Below are 24352 nucleotides of genomic sequence, written 5' to 3' on the forward strand. Positions count from 1 at the left end.
CCCTAATCTTGATCGTCCGGCGCCCGGCGCAAGACGGCACAATCGGGTGGGGTGGTATCAGCCATGATACGCCATGTGGCGCGAACGACCTGCGTCCGCCATACTTCACCGCCGCCGCGACACGAGGAGGATCGAGCATTGGCAAGGCGCCACGAGACCCATCCGGGAACGGGATGCCCCGTGGAAGCGACGCTGGCGCTGATCGGCGCCAAGTGGAAGGGCGCGACCCTATTTCATCTCATGGACGGCGAATTGCGCTTTTCCGAATTGCGACGCCGCCTGCCCAACGTCACCCAGCGCATCCTCTCCAAGGCGCTGCGCGAGCTGGAGGCGGATGGGCTGGTGCTGCGCCGGGTCTATCCCACCGTGCCGCCGCAAGTCGGCTACCGGCTCACCCGCAAGGGCGAGGCGTTGCGGGGCGCCATCGGGGCGCTGGCCGATTTCGGGCGCGGCCATCTTCAGGGCGCAGCCTGCCCGTTTCCCCATGCCGAGCAGGCGGTGGCGGCGGAATAGCGCGGCAGAGGGCCGCTGAGCATCGCGCGCCGGCTGCGCGAAATTGAGCTAGTGTCTCGCCATGCCCCGTCCTTACCATCATGGCCCGCCGTCGGATCATTTCGACGGCACGCGCTTCTTCAATCCCGATCACCCTTCCACTGACAAGAGCCTGAAGGATCTCCTGGCCTGGCGCCGCGCCAAGCGCGGACAGGCGCCCCAGTCTGCCGGCTGGCCGGCCGAGCCGCCGCTCCCGACGCGGAAGGAGACGCCGCCACCCCGCGTGGCATCCGGCATCCGAATCACCATGGTCGGGCACGCCAGCGTGCTGATCCAGGTGGCAGGACTGAACATCCTCACCGATCCGGTGTGGTCGGAACGCGCCAGTCCGCTCGGCTTTCTGGGGCCGAAGCGGCACAACCCGCCGGGCATCGCCTTTGAGGCGCTTCCGCCGATCGACTGGGTGCTGCTCAGCCACAACCATTACGACCACATGGATCTGGCGACCCTGCGCCGTCTCCAGCGCGCCCATCGCCCGCGCGTGCTCACGCCGCTCGGTAACGACAAGGTCCTGCGCCCGCGGATCAAGGCCCTCGACATCACCACCGGCGACTGGGGCGCGCGGTTCGATCTCGGCGCGGGGGTGGAAGCGATCCTCCATCCTGCCAACCACTGGTCGGCGCGCGGTGTCCGGGACCGGCGGTTCGCCCTTTGGGCCGGCTTCGTGCTGGCGACGCCGGAAGGGCTGATCTATTTCGCCGGGGATACCGGCTACGGCACCGGCGCGATCTTCCGGGCGGTTGCGCGCGACATCGGCGCGCCACGGGTGGCGCTGATCCCCATCGGCGCCTACGAGCCGCGCTGGTTCATGAAGCCGCAGCACACCAACCCGGAAGAGGCGGTGCGCATCCTGGAGGACACCGGCGCCACCCAGGGCCTCGGCATCCACTGGGGCACGTTCCGCCTCACCGACGAGGCCCAGGATGCGCCGAAGCGCGCGCTCAGCGCGGCGCTCGACGCCGCCGGTATCGCCAGAGACCGCTTCCTGCCGCTCCACCCGGGACAGGTTTGGGAAGCGGCCGGCTAGCCGATGGCCTCCTCCAGCCGGTCGGCGATGGTCTTCAGCACCTTGACCCGGCCGTAGCGCTTGTCCTCCGCCTCCACCAGCGTCCAGGGGGCGAAGCGGGTGGAGGTGCGGTCCACCATCTCGGTCACCGCCGCCTCATAGAGCGGCCATTTCTCGCGGTTGCGCCAGTCCTCCGGGGTGAGCTTGAAGCGCTTGTAGGCGACCGTCTCGCGCTCCTCGAAGCGGCGCGCCTGCTGCTCCTGGCTGATGGCGAGCCAGAACTTCACCACCACATAGTTGGCCGCCGCGAGCTGACCCTCGAAATCGTTGATCTCGCCATAGGCCCGGCCCCAGTCATCCGGACCGCACAGGCCCTCCACCCGCTCCACCAACACGCGGCCGTACCAGGAGCGGTCGAAGATGACGATGCGCCCGTGCGCCGGGATGTGCCGCCAGAAGCGCCAGAGATAGGGCCGCGCCCGCTCCTCGTCGGTGGGCGCGGCGATGGGATGCACGCGGAAGCGCCGCGGGTCGAGCGCCCGCCGCAGCCGCATGATGGTGGAGCTCTTGCCCGCCGCGTCCGAGCCCTCGAAGGCCACCACCAGCCCGGCCTCGGCAAAGCGGCGGGAGTTGGTGAGGCGGGTGATGCGGCTCTGCTCCTGCGCCAGCTGGCGGTCGTACGCGTCTTCGTCGAGGGATTTGGACAGGTCGAGCGTCGAGAGGATGGAGAAGGTCGGCAGCGCCGGCGGCAGCCGCGTGGGATTGGGCGCGAGGGGCTGCGGGGCCGGCTCGGGCTCCGACACCATGGACCTCAGCTTCTCCAGCAGGAGGCTACCGGCCATGGCGTCGCGATACTCCTCGTCGGCGGCCGGCACGACGTGCCAGGGCGAGGTCTCGGTGGAGGTGGCGCGGGCGGCGTCCTCGGAGATCGCGAGCAGACGCTTGCGCGGGCCAGCTTCCTTCAATTCCTCCCACTCGCGCACGACCGGGCGTTGCCACTCGCCCCTGGACACGCCCTTGAGGCGCGCGCGCGCCTCCGCCTCGTCGAGGTAGAGCCAGATCTTGAGAAGGCTCACCCCCTCCGCATGAAGCATGGCCTCGAACCGCTCGATCTCGTCCAGCGCGGCCATGAAGTCGGCGCGCTTCATCTCGCCGAGCGCCCGCCGGCACAAAGGGGCGTGATACCAGGAGCCCAGCATGATGCCGATCTGGCCGAAGGGCGGCAGCTCGCGCCAGTATTTCCACATGGCCGGACGGTCCTCCGGCGCGCAGGGCATGTCGAAGGTGAGCGTCTGCAGCTTGCGTACGTCCAGCCAGCCGTAGAGACGGTTCAGCACCGCCCCCTTGCCGGCGCCGTCCGGCCCGTGGATCAGGACGATGAGGCTGCGCCGCTTCTGCTCGATGAGCTGGAACTGCGCGGTGAGCAGATCCTCGCGCAGGCTGGGCTCCATCGCCTTGAAGGCGGCCTTGTCGAGATGGTGCGCGAACGTCGCGGATTCGAACATGCCGCCTCTCCTCCGGTCGGGGGGAGGCAGCCTGTACGAGCCGTCAGGCCGATGCAACCTTCTGGGTGGCGGCGGAGGGCACCTTCACCCACGCCTCGCCATCCAGCACCACCTCGCCCTTCACCGTGCAGATGCAGGAGAGGCGGGCCCGGAAGCGCTCGGGGATCAATTCCACCACGCGCACCTCCACCTCCACCGTGTCGTCGATGCGCACGGGAGCCCTGAAGTTCAGCGTCTGGGAGATGTAGACCGCGCCCGGGCCGGGCAGGCGGGTGCCGAGCACGGCAGAGATCAGGCTCGCGGTATAGAGGCCATGAGCGATGCGGCCACCGAAAGGCGTGCGCGCGGCGAAATGCTGGGACAGGTGGATGGGATTGCGGTCGCCGGTGAGTTCGGCGAAGCCCACGATGTCGGACGAGGAGACCGTCTTCGACATGCGCTCGATGCGGCCCACCGTCAGGTCTTCAAAAAAGAGGTTCTGCAATTCGAGGAACATGGGCGCGCTTCCATTATGCTTGTCGGGGCGCGCACTCTAGAAGCCAGCCGCGAGGGTGGGAAGTCGGCCGAAATGGTAAGCCGGAACGTCGCAGGGGCGGCGGACACGGGCAGAGGCGGCGTCAGGCCGCCTCCCCCTTGAGCTTGCGCATCAGCTCTTCCAGTTCCGCGTTCTTTTCCGTCGGCAGCACCACATTCACCCGCGCCAGCAGGTCGCCGTGGCCGCCTGTCGCATTGGGCAGGCCCTTGCCGCGCAGGCGGAAGGTGCGCCCGCCAGAGGTCCAGGCCGGAATGGCGAGCTCCACCGCGCCGGTCAGCGTGGGCACGCGCACCTTGGCCCCGAGCACCGCGTCGGCAAGCGGCACGTCCAGCGACTGGCGCAGATCGTCGCCGTCCCGCTCGAACACGGGATGCGTGGCGTAGGAGATGGTCACATAGGCATCGCCCGCCGGCCCGCCCATGGGGCTTGGCTCGCCCTGCCCCTTGAGGCGCATGCGGTGCCCCTCGCGGGTGCCGGGCGCGATCTTGATGTCGATCTGCTTGCCATTGGGCAGGCCGACACGCTTCGACGCCCCCTGAGTCGCCTCCTCGAAGGAAACGGGGAGCGTGATTTCCATGTCGGCGCCTGGCTGAGGCGCAAAGCCGCCGCCCGCCGAGCGGCGCTGGCGGCCGAAGCCGAAGATGTCGCCAATGTCCTCGAACCCGCCGCCACCGCCACGCGACGACGTGCGCCGCGCGCCCTCGGGGCCGAAGGAGAAGCTCTCGAAAATCGTGTCGCCGTCGAAGCCGGAGAACCCGCCGGGGCCGCGCCGGGGACCGCCACCGCCGAACCCGGAAAATTCCGGCGCGCGCGGCTTGCCCTCCGCGTCGATCTCGCCGCGGTCGAACTGGCCGCGCTTCTCCTTGTCGGAGAGAATCTCGTGCGCCGTATTCAGCTCGGCGAAGCGGTCCTGGGCCTTGGGATCGGACGCATTCGCATCCGGGTGGAGCTTCTTCGCGAGCTTGCGATAGGCGCGCTTGATCTCTGCCTCGTCGGCGGTCTTGGAAACACCGAGGACGTCGTAGGGATCACGCATGAATAGTCACCTCTGCGGCCGGCACTCAGGCGGCCAGCCGCAGCGAACATGTGGTTCGCGGCGCAAAAAATGCAACGGTACCGCTCAAAGCCTCTGCGCTTTTGTGCGCCATGCTCTTTTTGCGTGTCCTGCGCAGAAGGCTCAGGCGCGCCCGAGCAGGCGGACCTGGTTCAGCACCGTGCCGCCACGGCTCTTGCAGGCCTCGCCCTGAACCCAGCGGTCGGGGGTCTTGCCATCCACCAGCGAGATCATGAAGGCGCGGCAGCCGGCCTGGGTCGGGCCGACCGGGGTCGCGGTGCCGCGAGCGCCCGTCTCCGGATTGTCCCACGGGACCGATACGTCGCCATCACGGGCGGCCAGCGCCTGTTCGAGCGCGAGCTTCGCCTGCGTCCAGTCGCCGGGCGCGATACCCTTGGGCGCCGGCCCATCCGGCACCGGCAGGGAGGCCGGCGTTGCCTTGATGGAGCCGGTGACGAGCGAATCGTCATCATGGAACGGCACGCTGGCGCAGCCGGAAAGGAGCGCGGCCAGAAGACACGCTCCAGCCACGGCCGTCAGCCCTTCGCGCGGGCGCCCGACACTTCTATATAGAACGATGAAGCCGCCCCGAGAGGCGCGCGAACGATGAGGCACGAGGGGCTCCACATGACGGCGAGCGAGACCATGGAACCCCGAGATCCCTTAACATCCGGTGATTTCACCGAATCTTCCGAGCCCTTCCGTCTTTTCGGCGCGTGGCTGGAGGAGGCCGGCAAGTCCGAGCCCAATGACCCGAACGCCATGACGCTGGCGACCGTGGACGAGGATGGGCTTCCCGACGCCCGCATGGTGCTGCTGAAGGGGCTGGACGAGCGCGGCTTCGTCTTCTTCACCAACACCGGCAGCGCCAAGGGCCGGGAGCTGGCAGCCCACCCCAAGGCCGCATTGGTCTTCCACTGGAAGTCCCTGCGCCGGCAGGTGCGGGTGCGCGGGCCGGTGGAGCAGGTGAGCGACGCGGAGGCCGATGCCTATTTCGCCACCCGCCCCCGCCTATCGCAGATCGGCGCCTGGGCCTCGACCCAGTCACGCCCGCTGGAGGGCCGCTTCGCGCTGGAAGCGGCGGTCGCGACGACCACCGCGAAATATGCCCTCGGCAGCGTGCCGCGCCCACCCCACTGGACCGGATTCCGCATCCTGCCCACGGCGATCGAGTTCTGGCACGACCGGCCGTTCCGCCTGCACGACCGCGTGGTGTTCCGCCGCGCCGGCGAGGGCGAGGCGTGGACGAAGACGCGGCTCTATCCCTGACCGGAAAGGCCGGCCGGGCTTGACCCGGAGACGGGCGGGTGCTGCATGAGGTCGCCCGCTGTGGCCGAGGCTTTCATCATGACCCCCCAATCCGAAGATCGCCCGCGCATCATGCTCCTCACCGGAGCTTCGCGCGGCATCGGCCACGCCACGGTGAAGCGCTTCTCCGCCGCCGGCTGGCGCGTCATCTCCTGCTCGCGCCATGCCTTTCCCGAGAAGTGCCCCTGGGGCGCCGGCCCGGAGGATCATCTGCAGGTGGACCTTTCGAGCCCTGCGAGCACGAAGGCAGCCATCGCCGAGGTCAAGAGCCGCCTGCCGGAAGGCAAGCTCGACGCGCTCGTCAACAACGCAGCCATATCGCCCAAGGGCGAAGGCGGCGCGCGCCTCGGCACGCTGGACACCGACCTTGAGACCTGGGTGGACGTGTTTCAGGTGAATTTCTTCGCCCCCATCATCCTCGCCCGCGGCCTTTCGGCGGAGCTGGAAAAGGCGCAGGGCTCTGTGGTGAACGTGACCTCCATCGCCGGCTCGCGGGTGCATCCCTTCGCGGGGGCCGCCTATGCCACCTCCAAGGCGGCGCTCGCCTCGCTGACGCGGGAGATGGCCTCCGACTTCGGTCGCAGGGGCATCCGCGTCAACGCCATCGCGCCAGGAGAGATCGATACCGCCATCCTCTCGCCGGGCACCGACAAGATCGTCGCGCAGATTCCCATGCAGCGCCTCGGCACGCCGGACGAGGTGGCAAAGATCATCTACGTGCTGTGCACGGACACCTCTTCGTACCTGAACGGCGCCGAGATCCACATCAACGGCGGCCAGCACGTCTGAGCGAGCGGCTCATTCTTGGCGTTAGAGCCAGCCGCGCCACTTGAAGAAGACGTAGGGCAGGACGCCCGAGATCACCATCGCGACGAGGGCTGCCGGATAGGCATAGGTCCAGTTCAGCTCCGGCATGTGCTGGAAGTTCATGCCGTAGATGGAGGCGATGAGCGTCGGCGGCATCAGCACCACCGAGAGCACGGCGAAGATCTTGATGATGTTGTTCTGCTCGAGGCTCACCATGCCGATGGTGGCATCGAGCAGGAACTGCAGCTTGTCGCCGAGGAAGTTGGCGTAGTCGGAGAGGCCGGCCACGTCCCGGCTCATGGACTTGATGTTGGCCTTCCCGTCCTTGGCGATGGTCGATCCGTCGGTGTCCGCGCCGAGGAACGAGATGAGCCGCTGCAGCGAGGCGAGGCTCTCGCGAGCGTAGGACACCAGCCCTTCCTTCCGGCCAATGTGGGAGAGAATGGCGCGGTAGCGCTGGTTGGCATTCTCGCGGCTGCCGGATCGGTCGAAAATCCGCCGCGAGATGCGCTCGACGTCCGCGCCGATCTGCTCCAGCACGTCGGCGGACCGGTCCACCACGGCTTCCAGCAGCTCGATCAGAACATCCTCGCCCTTGAGGGTGTCCGGGCAGGACTTCCCGAGCCTGGTCGCAACGGACGGGAAGGCGCGCGGCTCGCCATAGCGCACAGTGATGAGACGACCGCGGGTGAGGATGTAGGTGACAGCCAGCATCACCGGCGTCTCGGTGTCGGCGCCGCAGAGGATGGTGGCCGTCATGTAGCGTGCGCCGCCCTCCACATACAGGCGGCTCGACTGCTCGATCTCGCCCATCTCCTCGCGGGTGGGGACCGAGATACCGGCAAACACCTCGGCCCGGGCGTCGTCCTCTTCTGTAGGGGATACGAGATCGATCCAGATCGCGGCTTCGGGGATGGCCCCGTCCACGACGGGCACCGCCTCAAGGCTTCCTTGTCTGGCGAGATAGGCGATGATCATGCTGCGGTCCCCGATCGGCCGGACCTTCTAGCCCGCCGCCGAGCGCGTGGGAACAGCGCGCCTTGGCGGCTTGCGTTCCCATCACCTGCCATGAGCATCCCTCGTCCGGCGGCAATCCATCGTCGCCGCCAGTCCGTCCGTTCCGGCCCGTTTCTGAAATCGAGGCCAGCGAGCGCGCGGCGCCCGGGCCAGCGCGCTGTCATCACCCCCGGCCGGCCCCCGCGCCGGTCCCGAGGAGCGCCATCGTCCCCGCTCAGGCGGCGAGGAAGTCGATGTCCTTGAGGGTGACCACCTTGTTGGCCTGGGCCGCCTTGGCCTCGACCGCCTTCTTGTCGCTCGCCTGCTGGGCGGCGGCGGCAACGGCGGAGATGCCGATGTCGCGCCACTGCTGGCTCTGCGCCGTACGCTTCAGATCCGATTCCTCCCGGGGGCTGAGCCCTTGGTGTCCGGTAGACATGTCCCAACTCCTGTGTGGTGCGCCGTTACGCAGCGGCACCTTCGCGTGACCCTTCCAGAGATGGCCATCAACTGCGTCAAAACTGTGCAGCCGATGCGACTTCTCCGCGGTCATACGAAGAGTAGGCGCCCCAAAGCTTGCGAAACTCCAAAGAGGCTGACGAAAGGGCAATCTGTGAGGCATTTCTGCAACGCATTCCCACAAGCATCCGCCGGCCATCCGAACACCCTTCAAGCGGGGCGGACATTGGGTTAATCCATTCTCGCGGGTCGAATCCTCCTTGCGCGTCAAGGGAAGAGTTAAGAGGCGAGACATGATGTGGCGAGCGGTCGGGGCACTGCTGACGGGTTTGATGCTCAGCGGCTGCATCTCCGGAACGGTTGCGCCGGCGCCGGATACGGCAATGACGGCGCGGGACAAGCAGCTTCTTGCCAACAAGCCGTACCCGAATGTGAAGCCTTCGGGCGACTTCGCGCGGCATATCGTTGAGTATCCGACCAATAAGAAGCCGGGCACGGTGGTCGTCGATACTCCGAACAAGTTCCTTTACTTCGTGGAAGGCAACGGTAAGGCGATCCGCTACGGCGTGACGGTCGGCGAGGAAAGCCTCGCATTCCGCGGCCAGGCCAAGGTTGGTCGCAAGACCGAATGGCCGAGCTGGACCCCCACGCCGGAAATCCACCAGCGCATCGCGGGCCTGCCGTCCTATGTGGCGCCCGGCCCCCACAATCCCATGGGCGCCCGCGCCCTTTACCTCTACCAGGGCAGTCAGGACACCCTGTTCCGCATTCACGGCACCAACCAGCCGGAATACATCGGGCAGGCGATCTCCTCGGGCTGCATCCGCATGCTCAACGAGGACGTGATCGACCTGTACAGCCGCGTGCCGGTCGGCGCCGAGGTCGTGGTCCTCTGATTGTCACCCCGTCGAATGCATGAAGGGCGCGGCTTGGCCGCGCCCTTTTTCGTTTGAGCTGCTGGGACGGCGCGAAGGCTCTGTCTGCAGCATCCGCGTTCACGCCGGACGAAGGCGGCCATGGCTACGCGGCGGCACGAGTGCGTTTCGCGCAGCCACGCATCGGCCAAGCCAATTCCACGGCGCGGTCAGTTAAGCTGCAACGTCAATTGGGCTGTACTGCAGCCGGCTTGGAGCCCTTCGCGCTCGCGTCCTTGCTCCCATCCTTGGCGGAATCCTTTGACGAAGCCGTCGTGGACGATCCAGCCTTGGGCGACGTGGGCTTGGGCGACGTGGGCTTGGGCGACGGCTTGGCTGCAGAAGGTACGGGGGGCGTGCTCCTGGGCTGATCCTTTGCCTGACCAATCTTGGGCTCACCAATCTTGGGCTCACCAATCTTGGGCTCACCATTCTTGGGCTGGCCGCTCTTCCCTGCCGCATTGCCCCTTGCTGGCGGCACGGAGACCGGCCCCGCCTCCGGTTCGGCCTCGGCGCTCCCAGCCGCCGCCTCTTGGTCGGCCGCATCCTCGCCGCCCTTGCCTTCCGGCGGAACCGTCGTAGCGCCCCCCGCCGGCTTCTCCTTGCGCGATGCGACCGCGGTGCCGGCGTCGAGATTCCAGTGGCAGAGCTTGAAATCGTTGCGGCGCTGGGCGAGGTCCACGTGGATGTGGTCCTCATGGTAGCCGTCGGAGCCTGGACCCAGCACGGTGCTGAACCGCGTGCAGGCACTGTCCTTCATCGATGCACGCAGCGACATCGGCAGCCCGCCCTTCGCCACCGTCCACACCCGGCCGTCGCCAAGCTCGAAACCACCCAAGTCCACGGCATTGCCGCGCCCGTGCTCGCTCATCTTGGCGCCAGCCACCCGGTTGCGCGGACGGCAATTGTAGGAATCGGCAATGCGGATCGCCACCAATGCGCCACCGGCCGCCGCCACGGCGGGCGCCAGCGCCTCGCGCATCCACGCGGCTGCCGCGACCGTCAGCTCGCATCGGGAGATGGCGGCCGGCCTCAGCGGAATCATCCGCCCATCAGCAAGGCGCACCGCTGTCAGCCGCACCGGGACGAAGGTGCCGCACGTGGGATTGGGGGAGAGGGAGGTATCGAGGCTCGCCTCGATCTCGCCGGCCGCCACCAGCTCCGCGCAGGCGGCCGGCATCTCCACGGGACCGGTTGGCGCCGACGGAGCCGGCGTCGGAAGAACGCCGGGAGATGGCGCCGCATTCGGCGTGGTTTCGCGTGAGGCCATGCGCGGGGGCGGCGAAGGTCGCGCCGGCTCCCGAACGAAGCCGTCGGCAGTGCCTAGGTCAACGGGCCTCTCTCGCGCCGCCTCCTGGCTGCCGGCCTCCGGCTCCGCCTCGCCATCCTCCTCGGCCAGTTCCGGCGGACGGCGCGGCGGCAGGGGCGCGGAGCGCAGAAGGGGCGGCCGCGTCGCCGTCGCTGCGGGCGACGCCTTGATGTCCTTGGGCTTGACGGGGGGCAGCGGGGTAGCCGCCTCCGCCGGATGCGGTCCCGGCACGGCGACAAGGGCCATGCTCAGGACGAGCGGCAGCCAGGCGGACGGCAATGAAGCAAGGGGAAGTCCCCCGTGCCACCGGACAGGTGGCCGCTGGGCGTCAGGCTCGTGCGGGCGGCGCGGAGCGGCGGGTCGTCTCGATGACATGCCCATGATACTAAAGACGTCCTCCGCTGCGGTCGAGCCAGCCCGTCGGCGTTCCCTCCCCGCCCGGCGGACCCATCATGCAAGACCTGACCGCGCTGCTTTTCGACAAGGACGGCACCCTTGTGCATTTCGACCGCACCTGGGGTCGCGCTGCCGGCGCCGTCATGCGGCAGATGGCCCACGATGACGCCCATGCCGTCGCCCGGCTGGAAGCTGTAAGCCACTATCTTGCCGACGAGGAGCGCTTCCTACCGACATCGCCGCTGGTCTCCGGGTCGTCGGCCCATTACGGCCCTTTGTGGGCGCACGCGCTCGGCCGCCCCGCCGACGCCGGTTTTCTCGCGGAGATCGACCGGCTTTTCGCGGCCGAGGGCCTGCTCAATCTGACGCCCATCGGCCATCCGGCCCGTGTGCTGGGGGAGTTGAAGGCGGCGGGCTTCGCCCTCGCCATCGTCACCAACGATGCGGAGGAGAACGCCCGGCAGCAGGCGGAGGCCCTTGGCTTCCTCCATCTTCTCGATGCCGTCCACGGCTATGATTCCGGCTTCGGCTCCAAGCCCGGCGCCGGCATGGTGGCGGCCTTCGCCGAGCGCTTCTGCCACCGCCCGCACGCCATGGCCGTGGTCGGCGACAGTGCCCACGACCTCGCCGCCGCGCGCGGCGCCGGCGCCAGGTTCATCCTCGTGCGCAGCGGACCGGCACCGGTGGATGACCTCGTGGGCGATGCGGACCTGGTGGTCGACAGCGTCGACGACCTGCCGGAGATCCTCGGCGTGTCGCTAGGCAAAGCCTCTTCCCTCGTCGGCGAAAACGCGGTCTAACCTGCACAGGCACCGCGCAAGAGCGCACCACAGGCGGCAGGATGATCAGACGCCGGCTTTATTCCGAGGAGCGCTATTCGCCGCTCGCCCGCTGGAGCTTCCGGCTGGCGCTGTTCTCGGTGCCGGTGGTGGCGCTGGCGGCCCTGCTCTATCGTACTGGAGCGCTCGATTTCCAGCCGGCCATCGTCACGCTGGGCGCCGGTCTCGTTCTCGCGCTGGTCGCGGCCGCCATGGGCGTTGTCGCCTTCTTCATCACCTGGGAGACGGGATGGCTGGGCATCGGCCGCGCCATCGCGGCGGTTGCCATCGGTGGCCTGGTGCTCGCCGGCCCGGCGGCTGTCCTCGCGCGTGGCATGATGCTGCCCCAGCTCACCGACATCGCCACCGATCCCACCGATCCGCCCCGCTTCCGGGCCCTCACCCTCGCCCATCCGCGCGATGCGAACGGCCTTGTGTTCGGCGGGGCCGCAGCAGCGGATGCCCAACGGATGGCCTATCCCGGCATCAAGCCCGTGGACCTCACGGCGACGCCGGAGGAAGCGTTCAACACCGTCCTCGCTTTGGTGCAGAAGCGGCACTGGCACATTCTCGATGCGATTCCCCCCCGCGGCACCCGACGCGACGGTCAGATCGAGGCTGTGGCGGTGTCGCCCATCATGGGCTTTCGCAGCGACGTCTCGATCCGCATTCGCCCGACCTCCAAGGGCGCGCGCGTGGATGTGCGCTCCTCGGCCCGCTACGGCGTCCATGACCTCGGCACCAATGCCCAGCGCATCGAGGCGCTGATGGCAGACCTCGCGGCGGAGCGACGCCGCCGCTGAGTCTCAAGCCCCGGGCAGCGCCAGAAGGGCGGCGGCAGCCGCGGCCTCGCCGTCCGGCAAGGGCGACAGCAGTTGCGGGCCCTCATTGCGCACCGCGTTGACCTCACTCGAGACCGGCATGAGCTGCAGCGCCTCTCCCGGGAAAGGGCGCATGAGGGCGGTGGCATCTCCGCCCTCCAGCCACGCCTTGATGTCCGGCTCGGGGAGAATCACCGGCATGCGTTCGTGCAAGGCCCGCAGGCGCTCGGTCGCGGCGCAGGTGAGAATGGTGAACGTTCTAAGCCATTGGCCGGTGGCGGGATCCTTCCAGCCTTCCCACAGGCCCGCGAAGGCCATGGGCCGCCCATCTTCGCGCGAGATAAGGAAGGGCTGGCGCCGCTTGTCCACGGCCTTCCATTCATAGAAGGCATCGGCCGGCACGATGCAGCGCCGCCGCGCCCGCCAGGCGGAGCGGAAGGTGGGCTTTTCAGCAACAGTTTCGGAGCGGGCATTGATGAGCCGCCCGCCGCCGGAGCTATCCCGCGCGAACGACGGAACCAGCCCCCAGCGCAGCAGATCGAGATGGCGCCGCCCGGTCTCGGGATTGCGCCGCACCACCATCAGGTCCTGAGTCGGCGCTGCATTGTAGCGCGGCGGAACGTTGGGCAGCGGCGCGTGGGCGGGATCGACGCCGAACAGCGCCGCGAGCGCCGCGGGCGGCGTGAGCTGGACAAAGCGGCCACACATCCGAGACCGCGCCTCGCCGCGTCAGGCCGCCCGGCGGAAGCGGCCGGTGATGGCCGCGGCGCCCTCGGTGACGACCCGTCCGCTTGCCACCAGATGCTCCAGATGCGCCAGCACCGTGAGCGAAGCCGCACCGACCAACCGGGGATCGAGGCCGATATAGATGCCCCGCACCAGATCGGGAATCGTCTCGACCTCGCGGTCGAGGGCCCGCAGAATCGCGGCCTCCCGCGCCACGCGGTGCGCAAGGTAGTCCCGCACGAAGACCGGTGCGTTCCGGACGGGCCCGCCGTGGCCGGGGAGATAGGTGGATTCGGTGCGGGCTGCGAAGCGCTCGAGCGAGCGGATATAATCGCCCATCGAACCGTCCGGCGGCGCGACGATGGAGGTCGCCCAGGCCATCACATGATCGCCCGAGAAGACGAGATCCTCCTCCGCCAGTGCGAAGGCCATGTGGTTGGCGCAATGGCCCGGGGTCGCGATGGCGGTCAGGGTCCAGCCGGGGCCGCTGACGGCTTCTCCGTCGGGGATCACGATGTCCGGCCGGAAATCCATGTCCGCGCTGGCATCCAGGGGATTGACCTCGCCGATAGCGAGCGGGCGCGCCGCGCGGTGTGCCCCCTCTGCAACGGTCGGGGCGCCGGTCGCCGCCTGGATCGCCTTCGCGGCGGGGGAATGATCGCGATGGGTATGGGTGATGACGATATGGCTGACGCTCTCGCCCCGCACCGCGTCGAGGACGGCCGCAATGTGCGCGGGATCGTCCGGCCCCGGATCGATGATGGCCACGGTGCCGCGGCCCACGATGTAGGAGCAGGTGCCGGTGAAGGTAAACGGCGAGGGGTTCGGCGCCACGATGCGCCGGACAAGCGGCGTCACCTGATCGAGGCGGCCGGACGGGACATCGAAGCTGCGGTCGAACGCGATATCGTCGCTCATGGGTGGACGCTAGCCTAAGAGGGCCATATGCGACAACCGCGCCGGCGGCGAGGTCCGGCCCGGATCATGACCGTCATCGAGATGGGCCGGGCTTCGCCGTCCGCCAATAAAGTTCGGTGCGATCTCACGCTCTCGCGCGTGACCCACCTTCAGCGACAAGCCCGAGACAAAAGAAAAGCCCGCTGCCAAGGCAGCGGGCTTCGCGATGAAGCAGAGCTTCGATCAGAACTTGTAGTTCACGCCAGCCTTGAACGAGCTGAACTTGGAGTCGTTGCCGACGGTGACGCCGGGCGCAATGACCGCAGCCTGCACGTTGGAGTCGCCGAGGTCGACGTACAGGTATTCAGCCTTGAACGTCCAGTTGTTGGTGATCGCGAACTCGCCACCGGCACCGATCGTCCAGCCCCACGAGGTGGTGGAGGAGGAGAGCAGCGGAACGCCGAGGAGCGAGATGTCGGTGCCGGTCTTGCCGTACGCCACACCACCGGTGATGTAGGGCAGGAACCGGTCGATCGCGTAGCCGAGGCGAGCGCGGATCGTGCCGAAGTAGTCGATCGAGGAGCCAGCGCTCACGACCGGCAGGCCGAGCACGGAGGCGCTGACGGTGCCGGAGATGTCCGACCACTGCAGGTCGGTCTCGAGGCCGAGCACGATGTTGTTCGCGAACTGGTAGTTGTAGCCGATCTGACCACCGGCGAAGAAGCCGGAAGAGGTCACGCTGGCAGCGGCGACCGGGGTGCCGAGCACGTCCACGTCGTAGGTGAACGAGTCACCGCCGTAGCCGACGTTGGCGCCGATGTAGAAGCCGGTCCAAGAGAACACGGGAACAACGGCGACCGCCTTGACGGGGTACTTCGTCGCCAGGTCAGCAGCCGCGGCCGGAGCCGAGAGCGCCGCCAGCGCGACAGTGGCGAGAAGGAACCGCTTCATGACTAAAACCCCCTTGCTTGGGTAACTTATGTTTGGGCGAAACCATCGGCGACCGTCGAGAGCCACTGTCGTTTCGTCCAGTGACATCTATCTAGCAGGGGTCTCGCCGGAATGCCGTAACATTCTTGCCACAGTCGCCCCAAATCGCCACAACTGGAGGGCTAATTCCCAGTATGTTACCGCCACATAGGGGCTTTCGGCGCCCTTCGCCGGCTATCTGACCGCCCAGCCGCTCCGAAAAGGTAAATCGTTCGTAAAAACAACGCGTTTCAGGCCCATTCAGAGAGCGGATGACACCTGGATTCGTTGGTCAAGGAAGGAGGCAGGCATGCAACTTTACCGATTCCCCCGTTTCGCCCTGTCCGTGGTGGCCGGTGCGGCGCTGCTGGCGGGCTCCTGCGGCCTCGCGATGGCGCGGCCCGACAGCCTCACGATGACGTGCGCGGCCGCGGCCGGCCTCGTTTCCAAGAATGGCGCCGTCGTCATGGGCACGGGTCCCAATCTGTTCGACCGATACGTGAGTTCGGTGCGCTATTGCTCGGGGTTCGAGCAGCTCAAGCCCGAATGGATCAAGACAAGGGACAATCCCGCGTGCTTCGTGGGCTATACCTGCTACGTGCCGACCCGGGACAATTACCTGCGGTGAACCGACCAAGCCCAAGCCCCACAACGGCCGGCGGCGGGGACGATGCGAAGGAGAAGCTCATGAAACCAGCCAACAGGCGCCCGTCCCGCCGGGCGCTCGCTCTTGTGGTCGCGGCCGCGCTCCTCGGGGTCGCAGGGCCGGCGTGGGCGCAGACGCAGAGCCGCACGTTCACCTGTGCCGAGGCCGCGGCGCTCATCCAGTCGCGGGGCGCGATGGTGCTCGCGACCTCGCCAACCCTTTATGATCGTTATGTTCGGGACCGGTCCTTCTGCGTCTACGACCAGGACACGCGACCGGAATGGGTCCCGACCCGCGACAATCCCCAGTGCTTCATCGGCTACAGCTGCTACGTGCCCTATCGCGACGGAGGCCGGGCGCCCTGAGCGGGATGCCTCGACCGTCGCCTGGACGCAAAAGGCCGGGCAGATCGCCCGGCCTCGATAGGGTCAAAAAACGACATCGGCTCAGGCGATGCCGCGCTCCTTGAGCACGCCCTCGATCTCCTCCAGCACACCGGCATCGTCGATGGTGGCGGGCACGGTCCAGGGATCGTGGTCGGCGATCTTCTTCATGGTGCCGCGCAGGATCTTGCCCGAGCGGGTCTTGGGCAGGCGGTTCACGGTGACGGCCAGCTTGAACGCGGCCACCGGCCCGATGCGGTCGCGAACGAGGCCCACCAGTTCCTTCTCGATAACGTCCGGCGGCCGCCGCTCGCCGGCCTTGAGCACGACAAAGCCGCACGGCACCTCACCCTTCAGCTCGTCCTTCACGCCGATGACGGCGCATTCGGCCACGTCCGGATGGGAGGCCAGCACCTCCTCCATGCCGCCGGTCGACAGGCGATGGCCCGCGACGTTGATGATGTCGTCGGTGCGGCCCATGACGAAGACATAGCCGTCGTCATCCAGGAATCCGGCGTCGGCGGTCTTGTAGTAGCCGGGGAACTCGGCGAGGTAGCTCTCGGCGAAGCGGTCGTCCTGCTGCCAAAGGGTGGGCAGGCAGCCGGGGGGCAGCGGCAGCTTCACCACGATGGAGCCCATGGTTCCGGCCGGAACGGGCTTCGACGCCTCGTCCACGATCTGCACGTCGTAGCCGGGCATCGGCACCGTGGGCGAGCCCAGCTTGATGGGCAGCAGGCCCAGGCCCACAGGATTGGCGGCGATGGCCCAGCCGGTCTCGGTCTGCCACCAATGGTCCACCACCGGGACCTTCAGCTGCTCCTGCGCCCACACAACGGTATCGGGATCAGCCCGCTCGCCGGCGAGGAAGAGGGTGCGGAAGCGGGAAAGATCCCGCCCCTGCTTCAGGAGGCAGTCCGGATCTTCCTTCTTGATGGCGCGGAGCGCGGTCGGCGCGGTGAAGAGGGCGACAACGCCGTGCTCCTCGATCACCCGCCAGAAGGCCCCCGCATCGGGCGTGCCCACGGGCTTGCCTTCATAGACCAAAGTTGTCGCGCCTAGGATCAGCGGGCCGTAGACGATGTAGGAATGGCCCACCACCCAGCCGATGTCGGAGGCGGTCCAGAACACCTCGCCGGGCTTGATGCCGTAGAGATTCTTCATGCTCCAGTCGAGCGCCACCATGTAGCCGCCGGTGTCGCGCACGACGCCCTTCGGCTTTCCGGTCGTGCCGGAGGTGTAGAGGATGTAGAGCGGATCGGTCGCAAGCATGTCGGTGCAAGGCGCGGCCTTGCCGGCGCCGGCGGCGGCATCCACGGCGGCCTGCCAGTCGAGATCGCGGCCCTCCACCAGCGCGCCCGGCCCCTGTTCACGCTGCAGCACCAGGCACGCTTCCGGCTTCACCGCCGACATGGAGATGGCGAGGTCGAGCAGCGGCTTGTAGGGCACCACACGGTTGGGCTCGATACCGCAGGACGCCGCCAGGATCACTTTCGGCTCGGCGTCCTCGATGCGGGTGGCGAGTTCCTTGGCTGCGAACCCGCCGAACACCACGGAATGGATGGCACCGATGCGGGCGCAGGCCAGCATGGCGCAGATCGCTTCCGGCACCATGGGCATGTAGATGAGCACCCGGTCGCCCTTGCCGACGCCCATGTCCTGGAGCACGGCGGCGAGCGTCGCCGTTTCCTTGAGCATCTCGCCGTAGGTCAGCGTGCGCCTGGTGCCGGTGACGGGGCTGTCATAGATGAGCGCCGCCTGATCGCCCCGGCCGGCGGCGACGTGGCGGTCGAGGGCGTTATGGCAGACATTGCCCACCGCATCGGGAAACCAGCGGCCATAGACACCGGCGTCGGCATCGAAGACCGTCTCGGGCGGCCGGACCCAGTCGATGCCGCGGGCGGCTTCGCCCCAGAAGGCGGAAGGATCGGTCTTCCAGCCGGCATAGGCCTGCGCGTAGCGGCTCGCGCCATTGATGGACATGGACGTCTCCCTCAAAGGTCTTCTTTGGCCCGGTGATGCCGGGAGCGTTTTTACGGCGCAAGCTCGCACAAATGCGTAAGACGTTTGTCGCCCGGCGTGGGAAACACATGCGTGAACCGGTACTTTGGTATCGGGCAACCCCGATTGCACCGCCCTGCCGCCCTCGGCTAGGTTCGCGCTCGAATTCGACCGGAATCCCGGCGCGAGCACAAGCTTTTCGGACGAGGGGGGAGATACGATGGCGGGCATCTACGATCAGGATCTCGATCGCAACGCGGCGAACTTCCAGCCACTGACCCCCCTGGGCTTCCTCGAGCGGGCGGCCAGTGTCTTTCCGGACCGCACCGCCATCCTGCACGGCAAATTGACGCGCAATTACCGCGATTTCTACGCCCGCAGCCGGCGCCTCGCGTCCGCGCTCACCAAGGTTGGGGTTGGCGTCGGCGACACCGTCGCTGTGATGCTGCCCAATGCGCCGGCCATGCTGGAAGCCCACTACGGCGTGCCCATGACGGGCGCCGTGCTCAATTCGCTGAATACCCGGCTCGACGCCGCCATCCTCGCCTTCACCCTCGACCACGGCGAGGCGAAGGTGCTCATCACCGACCGGGAATTCTCCCCGGTCATCAAGGCCGCCCTCGCCCTCGCCGTCCACAAGCCGCTGGTCATCGACTATGACGATCCCGAGTTCACCGGCGCGGGCGAGCGTATCGGGGTGATGGAATACGAGGATTTTCTCGCCACCGGCGACGAAGACTTCGCGTGGAAGCCGCCGGCCGATGAGTGGGATGCCATCGCCCTCAACTATACGTCCGGCACCACCGGCGATCCCAAGGGTGTCGTCTATCACCATCGCGGCGCTCACCTGTTGGCGGTCGGCAACGTGGTGACGTGCGGGCTGGGCAAGCACCCCGTCTATCTGTGGACGCTGCCCATGTTCCACTGCAACGGCTGGTGCTTCCCCTGGTCGATCACGCTGGTGGCCGGCACCCATGTGTGCCTGCGTCAGGTGCGGGCGAAGGCCATGTTCGATGCCATCGCCGACCACAAGGTGACGCACATGTGCGGCGCGCCCATCGTGATGTCCACGCTGCTCAACGCTGCGGAAGCGGACAAGCGCCCCCTGCCCGGCCGGGTGGAGTTCATCACCGCCGCCGCCCCGCCGCCCGAAGCCGTGCTCGCCGCCATGCAGGACGCCGGCTTCAACGTGGTCCATGTCTACGGACTGACCGAAGTCTACGGCCCGGCGGTCGTCAACGACTGGCACGCGGAGTGGGATGCGCTCGACGCCAAGCAGCGGGCCTTCCTCAAGTCCCGGCAGGGCGTGCGCTACAGCGCGCTGGAAGCCCTCGACGTGATGGACCCCGAAACCATGGTTCCGGTCCCCGCCGACGGCGAGACGCTGGGCGAGGTCATGTTCCGCGGCAACGTGGTGATGAAGGGTTATCTCAAGAACCCCGCCTCCACCGAGAAGGCGTTTGCCGGCGGCTGGTTCCACTCGGGTGACCTCGGGGTGAAGCATCCCGATGGCTATATTCAGCTCAAGGACCGTTCCAAGGACATCATCATCTCCGGCGGAGAGAACATCTCCTCCATCGAGGTGGAGGACGCTCTCTACAAGCACCCGGCGGTCGCGGCGGCGGCCGTGGTGGCCAAGCCTGACGAGAAGTGGGGTGAGACGCCCATCGCCTTCATCGAGCTGCGCGACGGCATGAGCGCCACTGCGGAGGACATCATCGCGCATTGCCGCGCACATCTCGCGGCGTACAAGTGCCCCCGCCATGTGGTTTTCGAGGAAATCCCCAAGACCTCCACCGGCAAGATCCAGAAGTTCCGCCTGCGCGAGCTGGCCAAGGAGGTTTGAGGAAAGATGTCCGACATCGAAGTGCGCGACGCCAACGGCGCCGTCCTGAAGGACGGCGACAACGTGACCCTCATCAAGGATCTCAAGGTGAAGGGCACCTCCGTGACCCTGAAGCGCGGCACCTTGGTGAAGGGCATCCGCCTCACCGGCGATCCGGAAGAGATCGACTGCAAGGTCGAGAAGGTGAAGGGCCTCGTGCTGCGCACCGAGTTCGTGAAGAAGGCGTGAGTCGGCGTCCCCGAACGATCGCCTGATGGCCCGCGGTTACAGACAGGATCGGCAATCCCGTCTGTAACCGCCGGGGCAACTCCGCGACGCCTGCCCCATCGGCACCTTTCCAATCCTTCATCCTGCGGCCATGGTTCAGTCATGCGCGGGGGATCAATGCTCGCCGCGAGCCCCTTCCGGAGAGCCCGGCCTTGCGTGCCCTTCTATCCCTCCTCGGCGACATCCGCCGCCTCGCGCTGCCCTATTTCAAGAGCGAGGAACGGTGGATCGCCATCGGCCTCCTCGCCGCGGTCATCGCGCTCGAGCTCGCATGGGTGTTCGCCACCGTCATGCTCAACGAGTGGAACGTCGCCTTCTACAACGCCATCCAGGAGAAGGACTTCGACGCGTTCCAGCAGCAGTTGCTGGTCTTCTGCGCCATCGCCGCCGGCGCCATCATCGTGGCGGTCTACCAGATCTACCTGAAGCAGTGGCTTGAGGTGCGCTGGCGGCGCTGGCTCACCCGGCGCTATCTGGGCGCGTGGCTCGGCGATGACGTGCACTACCGGCTGCGCCTCGCCGGCGACGAGGCGGACAACCCCGACCAGCGCATCGCCGAGGACGTGCAATTGTTCATCAACCGGACCATCTCGGTGGGGGTGGGCCTGCTCGGCACCGTGGTCTCCCTCGTTTCCTTCTCCGTCATCCTGTGGAATCTGTCCGGCGCGCTGCCGATCAACCTGTTCGGGCGCGAGATGAATGTCCCGGGCTACCTGTTCTGGGCGGCGCTGATCTATGCCGCCGGCGGCACCCTCCTCGCCCACTTCATCGGTCGGCCGCTGGTGAGGCTGAATTTCGAGCAGCAACGCTATGAGGCGAACTTCCGCGTCGATCTCGTGCGGGTGCGCGAGAATGGCGAGCAGATCGCCCTCCTGGATGGGGCCAAGGCGGAAGAGCGCAAGCTTGAAGGACGGTTTTCCAACATCTTCGGCAACTTCGTGGAGCTGATGAAGGCGCAGAAGCGCCTCACCTGGTTTACCGCCGGCTACAACCAGATCTCGACCATCTTCCCCTATGTGGTGGTGGCGCCGGCCTATTTCTCCGGCCAGATCCAGCTCGGCCAGCTGATGCAGACGGCAAGCGCCTTCTCCTCCGTGCAGGGCTCGTTCTCCTTCTTCATCTCCAGCTATGTGACGCTGGCCGAATGGACCTCCGTGGTGCAGCGGCTCACCGGCTTCGAGGCGGCCATCGCGGCGGCGCAGGCGAACCGTCCGGCCGAGAGCCTCGCGTCCCTTCCGCCCGGCCGGGCCCTGGCGCTGCGTGGACTGGACGTGCGTCTGCCGGGCGGTGCGCCGCTCATCGCCACGGACGAACTCCACATCGCGCACGGCGAATGCGTGCTCATCACCGGCCCTTCGGGCGCCGGCAAGACCACCCTCCTGCGCGCCATCGCCGGCATCTGGCCCTATGCGACGGGCTCGGTGCACCGGCACGCCGCCCATCGCCTGATGGTGCTGCCGCAAAAGCCTTATGTGCCGGCCGGGCGGCTGGATGTCGCCCTCGCCTATCCCAACCCCGTCGCCGATGTGCCGCGGGACCGCCTCGCCGAAGCGCTGACCGCCGTTGGGCTCGCCGACCTCGCCGGGCGTCTGGATGCGGAAGCCCTGTGGCCGCACGAGCTCTCGCTGGGTGAGCAGCAGCGCATCTCCATCGCCCGCGCGCTGCTGGATGCCCCCGAGGTGCTGCTGCTGGACGAGGCGACTTCCGCCCTCGACGAGGCGAGCGAGGCGGCCCTCTATCGCCTGCTGCGGGAGCGGCTGCCGGAGACGACCTTCATCTCCATCGGCCACCGCAACACCCTGGTGGATCTGCACGACCGGGTGCTGCACCTCCACGGCGAGGAATCGCCGCGGATGCTGGGGCCGGCGGCACCGCCAACGCTCCGGGCGGTCTGAACAAGACGAAGGGGGCGGCGGGCCGAACAGCCTTGCTCCCCACGGCGCGGGTCAGCTAAGTCTGTTGCTGCAGCGCATCAGGCTGCTCAGCTGCCCCGCCCCGAGGTCCCGCGTGACGACCGCCGAACCCGCCCAGAAGCCGCGCGACATCATCTATTACGCCCTTGCCGCTCTGGTGGGCTTCATCGCCGGCGGCGTAGGCTCCGGCTTCCACTGGGCAACGGAGAAGGCAGGCGAATGGCCGCTGCTGCTGCGTGAGCATTTCCAAGGGCCGGCGCTCTATGCCGCGCTCTCGGTCGGGGCCGCGCTGATGGTGGCGCTGTCGGTCTTCCTAGTGCGCCGCTTCGCGCCCGAGGCGGCCGGCTCCGGCGTGCAGGAGATCGAGGGCGCGCTGGAAGGCCTGCGCGAGGTGCGGTGGAAACGGGTGCTGCCGGTGAAGTTCGTCGGCGGTGTCCTCGCCCTCGGGTCCGGATTGGTGGCGGGCCGGGAAGGGCCGACCATCCATATGGGCGCGTCCATCGCCAAGGCCATCTCGGATGCCGCAGGGCTCGGCACGCGCGACGGCCGGGGCCTTCTGGCGGCAGGCGCGGCGGCGGGTCTGGCGGCGGCCTTCAACGCGCCGCTGGCGGCGATCCTGTTCGTCATCGAGGAGACGCGGCGGCAGTTTCCATATGGCCTGCGGACCTACAGCGCGGTCATCATCTGCTCGGTGGCGAGCGCCGTCGTGGCCCAGGTCGTGGGCGGCACCGAGCCGGACATGCAGATGACCGTATCCGCCGTGCCGCTCCACCTTTTGCCTGCATTCATCGGGCTTGGAGCGGTGCTCGGGGTGGTGGGCATCGCCTTCAACGCGGCCCTCGTTTTCTCCCTTGATACGGCTCGGCGCCTCGCTTTGAAGGTCTCCCCGTATCTGCTGCCGGTGGCGGTGGGCGCGGCGGTGGGGCCGTTGCTGGTGCTGCGGCCGGAGGCGACGTTCGGGGGGGAGTTGCTTGCGGTATCCTTACCGGGGATGGGGTTGCCGGCGCTGACTTTGGCGGGGATCGTGCTGATCCGCTTCGTCATGACCATGGCGAGCTATTCCACCGGCATCCCGGGTGGCATCTTCGCCCCCATCCTGGCGCTGGCGACGGCGGTCGGGGTGTTGTTCGCGACCTTGCTCGGAAGCCTTTTTTCCCTTCCGCCCCAGATGCTTGCGGCATGCGGGATCGCGGCGATGGGCGGGCTGTTCTCGGCCACGGTGCGGGCGCCGCTGGTGGGCATGGTGCTGGTGGCGGAGCTGACCGGGGCCTATGACCTCCTGGTGCCGACCATCCTCACCTGCGTCACCGCAAACCTTGTGGCAGAAGGACTTGGCGGCAAACCGATCTACGAGGTGCTGCTCGACCGGACCCTCCGCCTCGCCGGAACGCCGCGTCCGCCGGAGCCGGAGCCGGAGGCCATCGGCGGCTGGGACGAGCGCGAGCGGCGTCCTCAGTAGCGGCCGATATCGGGCAGTTCGGGTGGGGTAGCACCGGGGGTATCGGGGGGATTCGGGACCCATTCGGGAGCGGTTCGAATCTTGCCGGGTCGGCAACCCGCCCGCCATCGACCCAGCTCCTCGGAAGATGGTATCTAATTACATCACAACCCCCATGGCGGGGGGAGCCCCGTCCGCCCCCTGCGGGGGGCATCAAGAGTCGAGACGGAGGGCACCATGGCGGTGCGGCAGATCGTGAAGTTCCCCGACCCGCGCCTGCGGCAGGCGGCGGCGGCGGTGACGGTGTTCGACGCCGCGCTCGAAGCCCTTGCCGCCGACCTCCTCGATACGATGCGCGCGGCGCCGGGCATCGGCATCACCGCCCCTCATGTGGGCGTGCTCGCGCGGGTGGTGGTGCTTGAGCTGTCGCCCGGCGAGACACCCGCCACCTACATCAATCCCGAGATCGTCTGGTCTTCGCCGGAGATGATCCGCCATGTGGAGGGCAGCGTCTCCATGCCGGGGGCCAGCGAGGAGGTGGAGCGCCATGCCCGCGTCCGCGTTCGGTACCACACCCTGTCCGGTGCTCTCGCGGAGGAGGAGGCGGAGGGCCTGCGCGCCGTCTGCCATCAGCACGAGTGCGACCAGTTGGACGGCATCTACTGGCTGCAGCGCCTGTCGCGGCTGAAGCGGGAACGGGTTGTGCGCAAATACGAGAAGGCGCAACGCGGCCCCGCCGCCTGACGCGGAACACCGGGCGACTATCGTAAAGCTTGTGCTTGCGCCCAC

Annotated in this window: 25 protein-coding genes; 14 read left to right on the plus strand and 11 right to left on the minus strand. The window is 67.8% G+C overall.

Going from position 1 to position 24352, the window contains the following annotated elements; translation table 11 throughout:
• The first annotated feature begins 138 nt into the window (after positions 1-138).
• Positions 139-513: a winged helix-turn-helix transcriptional regulator gene (locus J2126_RS07650; protein WP_245327242.1), complete on the plus strand. Its 375-nt coding sequence runs from the start codon at positions 139-141 to the stop codon at positions 511-513.
• A 61-nt stretch (positions 514-574) separates the two neighbouring features.
• Positions 575-1579 carry an MBL fold metallo-hydrolase gene (locus tag J2126_RS07655; protein ID WP_209485385.1) on the plus strand — a complete coding sequence of 335 codons (1005 nt, stop codon included), beginning with the start codon at positions 575-577 and terminating at the stop codon, positions 1577-1579.
• Here J2126_RS07655 and pap read toward each other — a convergent pair.
• The 4 genes from pap to J2126_RS07675 all read right to left on the minus strand — a co-directional run bounded on the left by pap (position 1576) and on the right by J2126_RS07675 (position 5183).
• Entirely contained in the window at positions 1576-3063 is a 1488-nt protein-coding gene (gene pap, locus J2126_RS07660) for a polyphosphate:AMP phosphotransferase (protein ID WP_209485387.1), read from the minus strand. The genes J2126_RS07655 and pap overlap by 4 nt on opposite strands.
• Positions 3064-3106: 43 nt before the next feature.
• Positions 3107-3559 carry a MaoC family dehydratase gene (locus J2126_RS07665; RefSeq protein WP_029555753.1) on the minus strand — a complete coding sequence of 151 codons (453 nt, stop codon included), beginning with the start codon at positions 3557-3559 and terminating at the stop codon, positions 3107-3109.
• Positions 3560-3680: 121 nt separating this feature from the next.
• Complete coding sequence (locus J2126_RS07670; RefSeq protein ID WP_209485389.1) at positions 3681-4634, minus strand: DnaJ C-terminal domain-containing protein; 954 nt, start codon at positions 4632-4634, stop codon at positions 3681-3683.
• 141 nt (positions 4635-4775) lie between these two features.
• A complete protein-coding gene (locus J2126_RS07675; RefSeq protein WP_209485391.1) occupies positions 4776-5183 on the minus strand; it encodes an RT0821/Lpp0805 family surface protein in 408 nt (135 codons plus the stop codon).
• Between the two features lie 96 nt (positions 5184-5279).
• On the opposite strand from J2126_RS07675, the gene pdxH reads away from it, so the two are divergent.
• Both pdxH and J2126_RS07685 read left to right on the plus strand, forming a co-directional pair.
• Positions 5280-5921 carry a pyridoxamine 5'-phosphate oxidase gene (pdxH, locus tag J2126_RS07680; protein ID WP_209485393.1) on the plus strand — a complete coding sequence of 214 codons (642 nt, stop codon included), beginning with the start codon at positions 5280-5282 and terminating at the stop codon, positions 5919-5921.
• Positions 5922-5999: 78 nt separating this feature from the next.
• The gene (locus J2126_RS07685) at positions 6000-6749 is read left to right on the plus strand and encodes an SDR family NAD(P)-dependent oxidoreductase (RefSeq protein WP_394101187.1); all 750 of its coding nucleotides are present in this window, start codon (positions 6000-6002) and stop codon (positions 6747-6749) included.
• Between the two features lie 21 nt (positions 6750-6770).
• On the opposite strand, the gene J2126_RS07690 is transcribed toward J2126_RS07685, so the two are convergent.
• Both J2126_RS07690 and J2126_RS07695 read right to left on the minus strand, forming a co-directional pair.
• Positions 6771-7745, minus strand: a complete 975-nt coding sequence (locus tag J2126_RS07690) for a magnesium transporter CorA family protein (protein WP_209485395.1) — start codon at positions 7743-7745, stop codon at positions 6771-6773.
• 253 nt (positions 7746-7998) lie between these two features.
• Positions 7999-8202 carry a hypothetical protein gene (locus tag J2126_RS07695; protein ID WP_024280859.1) on the minus strand — a complete coding sequence of 68 codons (204 nt, stop codon included), beginning with the start codon at positions 8200-8202 and terminating at the stop codon, positions 7999-8001.
• Between the two features lie 313 nt (positions 8203-8515).
• Between J2126_RS07695 and J2126_RS07700 the strand changes: the two genes are divergently transcribed.
• On the plus strand, positions 8516-9118 hold the full coding sequence (locus J2126_RS07700) for a L,D-transpeptidase (RefSeq protein ID WP_209485397.1): 603 nt from the start codon (positions 8516-8518) through the stop codon (positions 9116-9118).
• Between the two features lie 205 nt (positions 9119-9323).
• Here J2126_RS07700 and J2126_RS07705 read toward each other — a convergent pair whose 3' ends face one another.
• A complete protein-coding gene (locus J2126_RS07705; RefSeq protein WP_209485399.1) occupies positions 9324-10691 on the minus strand; it encodes an extensin family protein in 1368 nt (455 codons plus the stop codon).
• 206 nt (positions 10692-10897) lie between these two features.
• Here J2126_RS07705 and J2126_RS07710 point away from each other — a divergent pair, with 206 nt between their 5' ends.
• On the plus strand, positions 10898-11641 hold the full coding sequence (locus tag J2126_RS07710; protein WP_209485401.1) for an HAD family hydrolase: 744 nt from the start codon (positions 10898-10900) through the stop codon (positions 11639-11641).
• A 41-nt stretch (positions 11642-11682) separates the two neighbouring features.
• The gene (locus J2126_RS07715) at positions 11683-12462 is read left to right on the plus strand and encodes a DUF1499 domain-containing protein (protein WP_209485402.1); all 780 of its coding nucleotides are present in this window, start codon (positions 11683-11685) and stop codon (positions 12460-12462) included.
• Positions 12463-12465: 3 nt separating this feature from the next.
• Here J2126_RS07715 and J2126_RS07720 read toward each other — a convergent pair whose 3' ends face one another.
• The 3 genes from J2126_RS07720 to J2126_RS07730 all read right to left on the minus strand — a co-directional run bounded on the left by J2126_RS07720 (position 12466) and on the right by J2126_RS07730 (position 15054).
• Positions 12466-13188: an SOS response-associated peptidase gene (locus tag J2126_RS07720; protein WP_209485404.1), complete on the minus strand. Its 723-nt coding sequence runs from the start codon at positions 13186-13188 to the stop codon at positions 12466-12468.
• A gap of 21 nt (positions 13189-13209) precedes the next feature.
• Positions 13210-14124, minus strand: a complete 915-nt coding sequence (locus J2126_RS07725) for an MBL fold metallo-hydrolase (protein WP_209485406.1) — start codon at positions 14122-14124, stop codon at positions 13210-13212.
• A 222-nt stretch (positions 14125-14346) separates the two neighbouring features.
• Positions 14347-15054, minus strand: a complete 708-nt coding sequence (locus J2126_RS07730; RefSeq protein ID WP_209485408.1) for an outer membrane protein — start codon at positions 15052-15054, stop codon at positions 14347-14349.
• 328 nt (positions 15055-15382) lie between these two features.
• Between J2126_RS07730 and J2126_RS07735 the strand changes: the two genes are divergently transcribed.
• Both J2126_RS07735 and J2126_RS07740 read left to right on the plus strand, forming a co-directional pair.
• Positions 15383-15700 (plus strand): hypothetical protein, encoded by a 318-nt coding sequence (locus J2126_RS07735; protein ID WP_209485410.1) that lies wholly within the window; start codon positions 15383-15385, stop codon positions 15698-15700.
• Between the two features lie 59 nt (positions 15701-15759).
• Positions 15760-16083: a hypothetical protein gene (locus tag J2126_RS07740; protein ID WP_209485412.1), complete on the plus strand. Its 324-nt coding sequence runs from the start codon at positions 15760-15762 to the stop codon at positions 16081-16083.
• 81 nt (positions 16084-16164) lie between these two features.
• Here J2126_RS07740 and J2126_RS07745 read toward each other — a convergent pair whose 3' ends face one another.
• Complete coding sequence (locus J2126_RS07745) at positions 16165-18081, minus strand: propionyl-CoA synthetase (protein ID WP_209485414.1); 1917 nt, start codon at positions 18079-18081, stop codon at positions 16165-16167.
• Between the two features lie 238 nt (positions 18082-18319).
• Between J2126_RS07745 and J2126_RS07750 the strand changes: the two genes are divergently transcribed.
• The 5 genes from J2126_RS07750 to J2126_RS07770 all read left to right on the plus strand — a co-directional run bounded on the left by J2126_RS07750 (position 18320) and on the right by J2126_RS07770 (position 24307).
• Positions 18320-19945: an acyl-CoA synthetase gene (locus tag J2126_RS07750; protein WP_209485415.1), complete on the plus strand. Its 1626-nt coding sequence runs from the start codon at positions 18320-18322 to the stop codon at positions 19943-19945.
• A gap of 15 nt (positions 19946-19960) precedes the next feature.
• Complete coding sequence (locus tag J2126_RS07755; RefSeq protein WP_024280870.1) at positions 19961-20173, plus strand: alkylphosphonate utilization protein; 213 nt, start codon at positions 19961-19963, stop codon at positions 20171-20173.
• A 191-nt stretch (positions 20174-20364) separates the two neighbouring features.
• A complete protein-coding gene (locus J2126_RS07760) occupies positions 20365-22107 on the plus strand; it encodes an ABC transporter ATP-binding protein/permease (protein ID WP_209485417.1) in 1743 nt (580 codons plus the stop codon).
• A gap of 112 nt (positions 22108-22219) precedes the next feature.
• Positions 22220-23584, plus strand: a complete 1365-nt coding sequence (gene clcA, locus J2126_RS07765; RefSeq protein WP_209485419.1) for a H(+)/Cl(-) exchange transporter ClcA — start codon at positions 22220-22222, stop codon at positions 23582-23584.
• Positions 23585-23800: 216 nt separating this feature from the next.
• The gene (locus J2126_RS07770) at positions 23801-24307 is read left to right on the plus strand and encodes a peptide deformylase (RefSeq protein WP_209485421.1); all 507 of its coding nucleotides are present in this window, start codon (positions 23801-23803) and stop codon (positions 24305-24307) included.
• The last annotated feature ends 45 nt before the right edge of the window (positions 24308-24352 follow it).

Source organism: Xanthobacter flavus, assembly GCF_017875275.1.
GTDB classification, from domain to species: Bacteria; Pseudomonadota; Alphaproteobacteria; order Rhizobiales; family Xanthobacteraceae; genus Xanthobacter; species Xanthobacter flavus_A.